Source organism: Nitritalea halalkaliphila LW7 (genome assembly GCF_000265075.1).
Classification (GTDB): Bacteria; Bacteroidota; Bacteroidia; order Cytophagales; family Cyclobacteriaceae; genus Nitritalea; species Nitritalea halalkaliphila.
Genome location: NZ_AJYA01000066.1, coordinates 1 through 11,334, shown reverse-complemented (window position 1 = coordinate 11,334; position 11,334 = coordinate 1). Strand labels below are relative to the sequence as shown.

The window sequence follows — 11,334 nt, the reverse complement described above, 5'->3', positions numbered from 1 at the left end:
GCTCGAGTGATGAGGTCTGGCGACAKCTCTATTGRWTCGACTCCTTTTTCATTGCGATATTATAAACCTATCTGGAAAAAGTTATAGAATGGAAAATAGGAAAACTTTCTTTGATCAGCAACAATAACATACCTATATTTACAAAGTGGTGCATTCCTGTTGCCATTTTTGGCGCATTCCTATTTACCATTTTTGGTGCATATTCAGTTACCGACTACAGGAATGGAAAAGCACAGCTCAATTAGCTGGATTGGAAGTAAAAACAGCGTAATGAAAGCAATCAGGTTCAAAAAATGGAACGTCTATGCCAAAGCCCCTTTCGGTTCACCCGATAGAGTCGTCGAGTATCTGGGGCGCTATACCCACAAGATTGCCATCACCAGACACCGAATCCTTGAGGTCAACGCAACACACATCAAGTTCAGGTATAAAGACTACGCCGACGGTTCCAAAACCAAACAGATGTGGCTTACACATCAGGAATTCCTTCGACGGTTTGAGCAGCATGTTCTGCCAAAAAGGTTTGTCAAGATCCGCCACTTCGGATACCTGAGGCTACAGGGAAAACTGAACGGTTAGCACAGATACGGTCGTCACTCAATATGCAACCGGCCAAACCCAAAGTCATCATCCCATTCCAGATCAGAATGTTCGAAAAATACGGCAGGGATATCCACAAATGCCCTTGCTGCGAACACGGAAGAATGGAAACCATCTTTGATACCAGGGACAAATCAGGTAGAAAGCCAAAACCTTTCCAACCAAATCCAGCCCCTTCTTGATCCACTTACAGGATTCAAGAATTCTAGGGTTGGATCCAAGACATGCCGAAAATTCAAATCCCCAAATATTGGGTGGGGGAAGTCATGTCCAAACCAAAGCAAATACTCCCAAAGTCATCGAAAAACAGAAACAACCACTTCCTAAAATCCACAAACCAGCCTACTATTCCACCTAGCAAACACTTCACCCTGCGGATGTCAGTCAACAGCCACTAGCAAAAAGCCTGATAGATGAATGCATCAATCAGGGATTTTTTGAGGGCTTTTGGCTAGTGGGCTAAATGTTACCACCAGTGCTTCCTTGTCTGCCGTGGTTTGTCAGTCTATTTGTTGCTGTCATTTTCATGTCTTTTGTCGTGCGGTGGGCATTTTTTTAAAATTTCTTTTTCTCTTGCGTTGGATTGGTGGCTCTTTTGCAAAACTTGGCTTTAGCGTGGGCTTGTGTGGTTTTGCAAATGTGCCACCAAATGCGTGGGCTAAATGTCTTTTATGATGTTTAAAAAGTCTTCCAATTTATATGCTCCGTCAACTGTCCGTCTTTCGTAAACCATGAAGTAACGATAATTATTTCCTGCTTTACTTGCCCAAAATCTGCCAAGTCTTATTTTTTGTTCTGCGTCTAAATGGTCGCCTTTGGTTTCCAGTAAAATTGTTTTTCCGCTTTTTGTCTGAATGATGAAGTCGGGATAATGATTTACAAAGCCGTTAATTCTAAACCCTTTTCGTTCTATGTTCCTTGTCCAGAAAGCGATGTTTGTCATGTTACCAATTTCATTGATTACACGTTCTTCAAAGCCGTTCATGCTTCCTTCTTTCTCGTAAAGCGATTTGGTGATGTCCTTGGCTGTGTCTCCTGGTGAAATACTTTTTGGTAATGTGAACGATGGTTTGATAAACACTTTGTCAGTGTCTAAAAAGTCTTTGAACTTCTTTTCGGCAAACTGTTCTGAAAGGGCAATTATCTTGAACTTGATTTTGTCTTTGTAAGTGTATTCGTTAGCTGCCAAGTCGCTGAATTGCTCGTCCTTGAAATCTTCTAAAATTCGGTTGATGTATTTTTCAATTTCCTTGTCAGGAATTGGAAACATATTCCCGATTAAGTCCATCAGACGTTTAGTGAAATTCTTTACTCGGCTGTCTTTGCGTGAAGGGTCGAGAATGTAAGTCATTACACTTTCTTTCACTTCTCCGTCAAGCCTTACAAATGTTGGCGTATGTTCTTTTTTGGTTTCGTCCAAGTCAACTTTGTAGAGTTCAGAAGTAATGCTGTCAAACGCAATATTGGTGTCGGCTTTGCTCAATGCAAAACCTTCTAAAAGATTTTCTTTTTCTAAAGGCAATTCTTCTTCTTTCTTGCCAAACAAGTCGTTAGCAGGAACTTTTAAATAAAACTGTGGCAAATTGATTTGCTCTGCCTGTTCTCTGAAAATGTCTTTAATACTATATGTTTTCACAAGTTGTTGTATTTCGTTTGGCAATGCCGTTGTAGGGTTGGCTTCCATTTCGGAAACCGTTTTTTCAAAGGCTTCATTTTGTTCAATGGCAGTTTCTTCAATTTCTGAAACGGTTGTATTTGGCAACTCTGTTTCTGATGGTGCTGAAATTCGGGTGGTGTCAATGTCCGAAGTAATATCTTCCGTTGGTGTTTCGCTAGTTGAGAAAACAGTAAGTTGTTGTAAAGGGTCTTGCTTTTTGGCTTCTTCCAACATTGCAGGGTCAGCCAATTTATAGTCCTTGTCGCTGAAACCTGCTTTGTTCAAACCTTTCACAATGTTGTCTAAAGTGTCAAGGAATTTTGATGAAGCCGTTAATACATAACTCAAATTGAGCAACGGAAAATTATGTTTCATCACATACGGCTGGCGTAAAACTCTGCCCAAAATCTGTTCAACATCCACTGCCGAACTCTTGTCTGCCAATGATGCCAAAATGTAAGCAAACGGACAGTCCCAACCTTCTTTCAGTGCGTTTATGGTTATGATGTAGCGGACTTCACAGTCTTTGCTCATTAAGTCAATGCCTTTTATTTCGTTGATGTTTGCCGTTTTGATTTTGATTTGCTCGGCAGGGATTTTTAACTCAATGAGTTTTTCTTTAAGTTTTTGAACATTAGATTTTTCTTCTTCTTCGTTCAAAAAGTCTTTGCCGTTTTTTGGTTGTGCTTGAAACAACACAATAGGACGAATGTATTTTCCGCCTTTCTTTTCTTCTTCAATGGCTTGCAGTTCCAAGCGTTTTTGAAGTTGTAAAGCGGAATTGATTACTTCTGTTTTGTCCTGATGATTGTAAACAATAACAGGCAGTTTAACCATGTTTTCCTTTTTCAACTCCAAGGCATCTATAAAACTGATTATGTTACTGTTTTTGCGTGGTGTCGCTGTAAGGTCAAGAATAAAACAAGGGTTAAACTCTTTGAGCATATCTACACTTAAATCCGTTTCGGCATTGTGGCTTTCGTCCACCACAATCATCGGGTTTAAGTATTGCATTACTTTCATCAACGATATTTCTTCGTCTTTGCCGAGCAAGGCTTCAAATGATTGCAATGAGCCGTTTTGCTCAAATACTTTTCTGCCTTCTTTGTTGGCTGTGCGTATGCTATCAAAACTCAACACAAAAATGTTCAACTGCTCTTTTACCGATGTTGCGTTAAATCCGCTTCCCTGCAATAGTTCTGCCTTGTCAAATACTTCTACTTTGTTGCCAAAATGCGAATTGATTTTTTGGCGGTAAGGGTGGTTGGTGTCTTTTAGGTTTTTAATGGTTTGGTCTAAAATAGTAATGGACGGAACCAACCAAACTACTGCTTTGGGTTTGTCGTAAGCAAAGGCATCAAAAATTGTTTTAATGGCATTGCAGGCAATAAAGGTTTTACCGCCTGCCGTTGGCACTTTTACGCAAATGTGCGGAACACGGGGAACATTGTTTTTGTAAGGTTCAATGGCTGTGCCTGAATACGGAAACAAAGGCGTTCTTGGGTGCTTTGCCCAAAAATTATAAAAAGCGTCTTTCACGTCTTTGGTTTCCTGTATGTTTTCCAAAAACAGTGCAAGGTCGTTGATTACTTGTTGTTGATATGGTTTTAATTCCATCGCTTAAAATCTTGTTATATCTCTTGGTATTTTTCTTGAAAATGATATTATGCTTTGTCAAGAAATCCTTTGTCAGCAAACAGTTGTCTGCATAAATCACATACTGCTCCGCTTTGGTTTTCATGGTGGCTAAAAAAGCATGGTCTAAAGTAGTTACTTCGTCTTGCTCGTAGTGGAAGTAATACGCTGTATCATTTTGCTTGCCCAAGAAATGTTTGTTGTCTTTGTGTTTGCTTGTTGTAAGTGGCGTTTTGGTTTCGGTGTAGTAAACGTATTGGCGAATTTTTTCAACGCCTACCAATTCATTCAAATTGCCATCTTCCAAAAACATAGGTTGCCCCAACTCGTAAAAATCAAAACTTCCCCCTGTGCCTTCGGTTTTCTTATTTCCTTCACCAAACCCATTTATCGCTCTTTTTATTCTCTCAGAAGTAACCGCTTCAACATAATCTTCCATTTCTACGATTATGAATTTGCGATTGCCGTTATCTTGCTTGTTTAAGTTTAATATTGCGTGAGCTGTTGTTCCTGAACCTGCAAACGAGTCTAAAATTATGCTGTCTCTGTCAGTAGCGATTTTTAAAATCTTATCAATAAATTTTATTGGCTTAGGAGTTTTGAATATTTCAGAAGTCTTGAGTTCGTTGAATATTTTTATCAATTCATACTTTGCATTTCTATTATGCCCAGTTTCTTCAACATCCCACCAAATGTTTGATGGAACAATACCAGACTGGTCTTTTTAGGTAGGTTTTTTTTAATAATTCTTGTTTCGTCTTCAGAATAAATAATCTCTCCACGTTCAATCATTTCATCAATTCGTTCTTTTTTCCAACGCCAACCATTCTTTGGGGGTTTGATAATGGTTCCATTTGGCGATATAATATCAAAAGTCAAATTAGGTCTTGGGTTAGGCGATGATATATTACCAGAAAACCAAGGTCCGTTGGGGTCATTATCAGGATTTTTGTAGTGAAGATTATTTTCTGCGGTTCGGTCTAGTTTATTTGGTTGCCAGCTTAATGCTTTGGAGTAGATTAAAGTATGGTTGTAATCAACGGAAAATTGTTTGGCATCGTTATTTGATGAATCAGCTGAACGCCAAATCAAGTCTGTTACAAAATTTCCACCACCAAATATTTCATCACAAATCAATTTGAGATTTGCTTGTTCATTGTCGTCAATTGATATGAATATAACACCATCATTTGATAGTAGTTTTTGAAGCAACTTCAAACGTGGATACATCATACAAAGCCATTTATCGTGTCGGCTTAAATCTTCAAACTCTTTTCCAACTACTTTACCCAGCCACTTTTTAATTTTCGGGTCGTTCACATTGTCGTTATATACCCAACCTTCGTTTCCTGTGTTGTAGGGCGGGTCTATGTAGATACATTTTATGCGTCCTTCGTATTCGGGCAAAAGGGCTTTCAGTGCTTCAAGGTTGTCGCCATGTATAATTTTGTTTCCGCTGTTGGTTTCTTGGTCTGTCTGCGTTCCGTTGTCAAAGCCGTAGGAGTGTTCCAAAACCTTAAACGGAACATCCATGTGATGATTGATAACTTTATCTTTTCCTATCCAGTGTAATGTTGGCATGTCTTAATTCAATCGTTTCTTAATTTCTTCAAACCAGTTATTTACTTCATCAAAAGCATTTCTTTGCTGTAAAACAGCTATTGTCATGTTACCTGCCGTTCGGGTATTCAAATGCTTTTTGACGAAACCCATACACTTTTCTTTATAACGTGATGGTTGTGATGCCCAAGGATTAGCAGGATTTCTTTGATTGTGCCTTGCTTCGGCAATTAATTCTGGAATGTCAGAATGGTCATCTATTGTAATTGCTATTGTAAAACCATCTTGAGTATTAAAACTTGGAATTACAATGCTTTCGTGAAAGTAGTTTTCTATTTCACGCTTTTGTGTTAGTGTCGCAAAATGGTCTAAGCCCCTGTTATTTACTTCGTCCACAAAAGGCTGATATTTTGCATCTACGTCACGGTCGTAAATGTGAACTTCTTGCTTGTTCAATTTCTTTAAGTAATTATTTGTTACCCATTGTCCTAGTGTTCCGCCACCTAAACTCACCGCTACAATTCGGTTGTCATTTACCAAATCAATTCCAAAAAGAGGTGATACTTTATTGAAAAACTCAATATCTGTCGGACCTTCTAAACACAGAAATACTTTTACTTCTTCGGGTTCTTTCTGTAATGAAGGTAAAACACCTAATGTATTAGCAATCGTATCAAGGTTATCATTATGCCCATTCTCAATTTTGTTTACTCCATTTTCTCTATAAATGAAGCGGATATTTTCTACTTCAACCAAACTTGCCAATGATGGGCTATGTGTAGTTGTAATAATTTGGGCAATTCCATTTTCAGCAAGCTCTTTTAAAGCATCCATTAGTTTCTTTTGCCAATCTGGATGCTGTGAAGTTTCAGGCTCTTCAATTGCGTAAATTACGTTAGGAATGTTTTTCTCAAGTCTTTTTCTTTCGGCTTCTGCTCTGAAAAAAGTTTATTAATAAAAGTCTTCTTACACCGCTACCACGTTTGTTCATTGGAACATCATCACTCGTAAGTGTCGGTTTAAATAAGTCAGCCCATTTTAACTCAGGTGCGAAATGAGGTTTAAGTTGCTTTGCAACTTCTTCGTTCATTTCTTTGAGTTTGTCAATTGTCAAGTTGGCAATTTCAGCAATTTCATCTTCAACCTGTTTTTTGATGGCATTTAAAGCGACAAGATGTTTTTTTAAAGCTTGTTCGGCTGCAACTTTTAAAGGGTCTTGAATTTCTTTATCCTTTTCGTCATTCTTTCTGTCTGACTGGAATAATGCAAATAATGGAAGTAACGGAGTTAATTTGTCCCAAACATCTTTTACTCCTTCTTGACTTATTTCTAATTCGGTATTAGCAAATGTTAGCGAATCACCAAATGATTGCCAAATTGCTTTTCTAATTTCATTTTTTACGCTTGCTTTAAAGTCGCCTTCAATTTTAAGTTCTTTAATTCTCCTTTGTAGCTCCTTAATTTTTAATGATAGCAAGTCATTTGCATTTTCGTTTGATGGATGATTGCATATGATATAGGTCTTGGGCTTTGCGAGGCTTGTAAAATCTTTCTTTATTTCTAAAAGTCCTTCTGCATTTAAAAGGTATTCGTCATTTAGGTTTGTCTTTGCACCTGCATCTAAATCTATTTCATCCGGTAGATTAGAAAATACAACTGTTAGTTTAGCCGTTTCTCCGGTTGCTTTAGCTTCAATATTTATATCATCCGAGTCAATTTTTCTATTCTCAAAGAATATATCAAGTGCTTCTAATACTGAAGATTTACCAATATCATTTTTCCCAATCAAGACTGTAAGGTCATTGAATGAAATGGTCACAGGTGCTCTGTAGCTTCTAAAGTTTTCAAGTGTTAAGCTAACTATTTTCATATACTATAATCATTAAACAAATCAATTTTTTGTCTGAACCCATTACCAACATGAAATGGAACCAGTTTTAAATGTTGCAACCTGCCTATAATAACACCTGCTGGGGTTCTGAATTTATTGGCAAAACCATGAATCATTTCTTCATCTATTGGAGCAGCATCAATAATTTGTTGCAGTTCATTTTCAGTCAACAATATTTTAGCTGCAAAAGCATTGGCTTCTTCTTCTTTCTCTTGGTCTATTTCTGTGCCTTCAACATTCTCTAAGAAAATGTCTTTTTTTCCATGCAAAATAATGTGAGCTGCTTCATGGAAAAAGGTAAACCAAAAATGGTCGTTGGTTCTAAATCTTCCTGAAAGTTGAATAATTGGTTTGTTATGAAACCAACGGGTTGCTCCGCTTATGGGTGCTTTCGGCAAATTTTGGGTAAACACAACTGCCACACCACATTTGGCACAAATGCTTTGCAATTGTTGCGTAAAATCATCAGGCATCAAAAAAGCCAGTTCTTTAATTTCAGCTAAAGCGTCTTTGAATTTCTTTTTATCAAACTCCGCTATTTCAATTTCTTTGGCTTGAATTTCACCTTTGCGTAACCATGCAGAAATGGCGTGTGGGCTTTGTGTATGAGCTAACGAAACTCTAAAAGCAACCGAAACCTCTTCGTCAATGTAAATTCGCTCCCATTCATCTGTGCTTGCCACACAAAAGAATTTGAGCAGACTATCTACCAAAACGTGTTTTTCTCTTGTGTCGGGCAGCCAACCGAATTTTCTCATTTCATTTACAGGAAAAGCCCCAAGCCAGTCTTTCTCTTTTTCAAGTTCTTCCTGTTGTTGCAATTCGTATAATTCTTTTCGGTATGTCTTTTCTCTGTTCAGCCAAAAGCTTGCAGGAATGCCCAACACTTTTTCTAATTGAAAAGCAGTTGCCGTTTTGATTGGCTCTCTACCTTTTATAATGTCGTTAATTTTCTCTTTTGGTCTTCCCATTCTTTCGGCAAGTTCAGCTTGGCTCATGCCAATAAAATCTATGTGCTCCTGAATAGTGTCGCCAGGAGGGGAGAGTAAAGATTTTGCTATTTCAAGTGTCGTTGCCATGTTGTTTGTTTTATTCTGTTTGTTAATGGTAGTCTTCAATTTCGTTAATCTGAATTTTGGTGACTTCTTCCCAATTCAAACCGCCATCGTCTTTTTTGGGTATCGGGTCGTGGAGTGGCTCAAAAATCATTCGGTAGTTGCCTGAAACATCAACCGCTAATTCGCCTTTTCGGTCGCTGTCAGTTCGTGGCATCTTGCTGCTGGAATGGTTCTCATAATCGCTAAATTGTCTGCATCGGTTAAGTCCTTGAGCCTTTGATTTACTTTGCGAGCCAACTGTCCAAAGGATTTTGCCATCTCCTTTGGGTCGGTTAGTTGCTTTTCGAGTTTTCGGCTTTTGTAACTTATTTCCACTGCAAAGATAAATATTATTAACGAAAAAGGTTAACAAAAATAGTTATTAATTTTGAACTGCCAAAAAAAAGCGTTGAAAAAAAAACGGCTCTTTGGCTTTTGCCGAAGGGGTGGCTTGTGGGGTCGGGGGCAAAAGCCAATGTGCCGTTTGTGCGGCTGGCTAAAAGAAATTTTAAAAAATGCGAAGGGTGGGCTTTTTCTTTCTTTTCTGTCACCTGTCCAAATAGCAAAACACGGTCAGCAAAATTGTCTGTCGAAGTAGTTAATATGGTTTCTATGTTCGTTCCATATTCAGTCATTGTCTTGCTGTGTCGTCTGTCTTTTTAGCATTGGTGGTAACGGGATTCAGCTTGGAGACGGCGGACTTTCGGAGCTCCTCCCTTCCAGCCTACTCCAATCGTTAACAATATACGAATCTCCTTCTTTAAACGAAACTGTCCGCTGTATCCAAGGTGATGTTATGGATAGGGCCTTGTTTCGGAGCTGGCTTCTCCTCTGTTTAGGACACTCTAAACCTTCTACTCTTTGATTCTCCTTTCCACCAAGTTTCACGCTCCCCCACTTTCGCCGAATTCACTTTTTTAAATCTCTTTGATTAAACAGATCTTTATGTTTTCTAAAATCTTGTAGAAACCGGGGTTTCAATTTTTCTTATTTATCTGTTATGGAAATCTTGAGTCGAAAAAGCCCCACTTTCAAAACCAGTACGCTTTAGACGATTTTTATTTTTTCTTGTTGACTCCAAATTTAGGTTCCTAATGAGGTTTTTTCCTTTCTTGTGATCCCCAAAACCAACCTTGATTAAACTAAAAATCGAAAGCAACGAATTCACTTTTTCCCCTCCCACACAATCTTCAATTTTTCAACTTTATTATTTCGTAACCCCAACTTCCTGAAAAACACAAATCATTCATTTTGAACACAGATTTATTAAACAGGTGCTTTTTGGCCTTATCCATAACGGGATTCAGCTTGGAGACGGCGGGCATTTCGGAGCCGTTCTCTTCCAGTCTACTCCTAACTTCTTAAAGGTGCTAAACTTTCAATTTACTCGGAACCGCCCGCTGTCTTCCAAGGTGATGTTAGAGTGCGTTATTCCTTTCGAATGCTCACAGGAATGTTAACCCAATTCTTTTATTCAATCCTTGTTCGAAAATCCGGATCAATGTTGACAACTGAATGTTTCCTTTACCATTTTCAAGCTTTGAGATATAACTTTTCTTTGTTCCTGCTTTTTCTGCCAATTGTTCTTGAGTCAGATTTGCTTCCTTCCTCGCTTCTTTTAGCATTTCGCTGATGATGAACATCTGAGCATTTTCTTCATACTTATTTCTGCTTTCACTTCCAATTTTTCCGTGCTCAAGTTCAATCAGTTCATCGAATGTTTTGACTTTGCTATAATCCTTCATGATCTTATTTCTTTGTTTGAAAATATTCCTTCATTAACCTTTCTGCTTTCTCCAATTCATTCTTCGGAGTCTTTTGGGTCTTTTTTTGAAAACCGTTGAACAGAACCACCAACCTTCCTTCATCAAAGCAGCAAAAGATCTTGAAAATATTTGATTGAAACTCAACTCTTATTTCATATAACCCCTCAGTTCCTTCAAGATGCTTGAGAAACTTTTCTGGTACCCTTTCCACTTGCTTGATCAGTTCAAATACATATTGGATCTTACTTTTAACCTTATCATTCTGGCTTTGGTAAAATTCAATAAAGTGGTTTTCATAAAAAATGATCTTCCTTACCATATTCACAAAGTTATCTCAAAAGATAACATTTTCCAAAAATGCAGCGGTTTCTTTTAATGCACTCTAACGTTTTGCCGCTTGCCGCAGTGGGGGATTTCGGAGCACTTTACTGCCACCTAAGTACAAATGTTGATAGAAGGACTGCACTTGATTTAACCACGTCAGCCCCCATTGCGGCAAACGGCTGTTGAACAAAAGCTTCGCTAGCTTTGCCATTCCATTTCCTTCCCTAAGATAGCTGATTTTTCGTATACATCAGTATACCCAGATTCACTTATCATGACTTTCAAAAAAGAAAATTACACGACTACCGTACAAAAAGCTAAGGTCGTCGTGCCGGGATTCAAACAGGCATTCTCCCGGTTCGAAGAACGAATGGTTCTCGACCAATGCTCCAAAAGCATGGCCAGCAACTACGGACGGAACATCGCCCATATGGCACTTCACTTCGGTAAACTACCACATGAAGTACCCATCGATCAGGTCTACTCATACCTCTATCGCCTTACCGTCCATGATAACCTCTCCATCAGCTTCTTCAAACAGACCGTCTTTGGCCTGAGGTACTGGTACAGACTCTTCGGTCTCAACGATCAGGCACTTCATATGCCCTCCATCAAACCATACCCAAACGCTCCCAACAGTCCTCTCCAAACAGGAATGCAAGGACATCTTTGCTGCCCCAAGACTCCTCAAACACCGCTTCCTCCTCGCCTTTGCTTATGCCAGCCGGGCTTCGGATGAATGAACTATCCCTTCTCACTCCCTCCCTGCTGGCCAAAAAGAAAAGGAAACGAAACCAAACGAAC

The 11,334-nt window shown here is 38.7% G+C and carries 11 protein-coding genes and 1 pseudogene; 1 reads left to right on the top strand and 11 read right to left on the bottom strand.

What is annotated here, in order from left to right:
* Positions 1-219 precede the first annotated feature (219 nt).
* Positions 220-782 (top strand): annotated as a pseudogene (locus A3SI_RS23590) (IS91 family transposase); the annotation flags it as partial.
* A gap of 476 nt (positions 783-1,258) precedes the next feature.
* On the opposite strand, the gene A3SI_RS15020 reads toward A3SI_RS23590, so the two are convergent.
* From A3SI_RS15020 to A3SI_RS21205, 11 genes are all read right to left on the bottom strand, one after another.
* Complete coding sequence (locus A3SI_RS15020; RefSeq protein WP_040671103.1) at positions 1,259-3,874, bottom strand: DEAD/DEAH box helicase; 2,616 nt, start codon at positions 3,872-3,874, stop codon at positions 1,259-1,261.
* Positions 3,777-4,586 (bottom strand): DNA methyltransferase, encoded by an 810-nt coding sequence (locus A3SI_RS21220; protein WP_238531803.1) that lies wholly within the window; start codon positions 4,584-4,586, stop codon positions 3,777-3,779. Before A3SI_RS21220 ends, A3SI_RS15020 begins: the two co-directional genes overlap by 98 nt.
* Positions 4,532-5,473 carry a site-specific DNA-methyltransferase gene (locus A3SI_RS21215; protein ID WP_238531801.1) on the bottom strand — a complete coding sequence of 314 codons (942 nt, stop codon included), beginning with the start codon at positions 5,471-5,473 and terminating at the stop codon, positions 4,532-4,534. Before A3SI_RS21215 ends, A3SI_RS21220 begins: the two co-directional genes overlap by 55 nt.
* A gap of 3 nt (positions 5,474-5,476) precedes the next feature.
* Entirely contained in the window at positions 5,477-6,343 is an 867-nt protein-coding gene (locus A3SI_RS21760) for an ATP-dependent nuclease (RefSeq protein WP_262491792.1), read from the bottom strand.
* Between the two features lie 19 nt (positions 6,344-6,362).
* Entirely contained in the window at positions 6,363-7,322 is a 960-nt protein-coding gene (locus A3SI_RS21755) for an AAA family ATPase (RefSeq protein ID WP_009057244.1), read from the bottom strand.
* Positions 7,319-8,422, bottom strand: coding sequence for an ImmA/IrrE family metallo-endopeptidase (locus tag A3SI_RS15005; RefSeq protein ID WP_009057243.1), 1,104 nt, complete (start codon positions 8,420-8,422; stop codon positions 7,319-7,321). The genes A3SI_RS21755 and A3SI_RS15005 overlap by 4 nt, the downstream gene beginning before the upstream one ends.
* Positions 8,423-8,444: 22 nt before the next feature.
* On the bottom strand, positions 8,445-8,813 hold the full coding sequence (locus A3SI_RS15000; RefSeq protein ID WP_009057242.1) for a hypothetical protein: 369 nt from the start codon (positions 8,811-8,813) through the stop codon (positions 8,445-8,447).
* Positions 8,794-9,075 (bottom strand): hypothetical protein, encoded by a 282-nt coding sequence (locus tag A3SI_RS14995; protein ID WP_009057241.1) that lies wholly within the window; start codon positions 9,073-9,075, stop codon positions 8,794-8,796. The genes A3SI_RS15000 and A3SI_RS14995 overlap by 20 nt, the downstream gene beginning before the upstream one ends.
* Before the next feature lie 810 nt (positions 9,076-9,885).
* Positions 9,886-10,185, bottom strand: a complete 300-nt coding sequence (locus tag A3SI_RS14990; RefSeq protein WP_009033879.1) for a helix-turn-helix domain-containing protein — start codon at positions 10,183-10,185, stop codon at positions 9,886-9,888.
* Between the two features lie 4 nt (positions 10,186-10,189).
* Positions 10,190-10,525: a type II toxin-antitoxin system RelE/ParE family toxin gene (locus A3SI_RS14985; protein WP_009057240.1), complete on the bottom strand. Its 336-nt coding sequence runs from the start codon at positions 10,523-10,525 to the stop codon at positions 10,190-10,192.
* 616 nt (positions 10,526-11,141) lie between these two features.
* On the bottom strand, positions 11,142-11,334 hold a 193-nt coding region (locus A3SI_RS21205), incomplete at its 5' end, for a hypothetical protein (protein WP_009057239.1).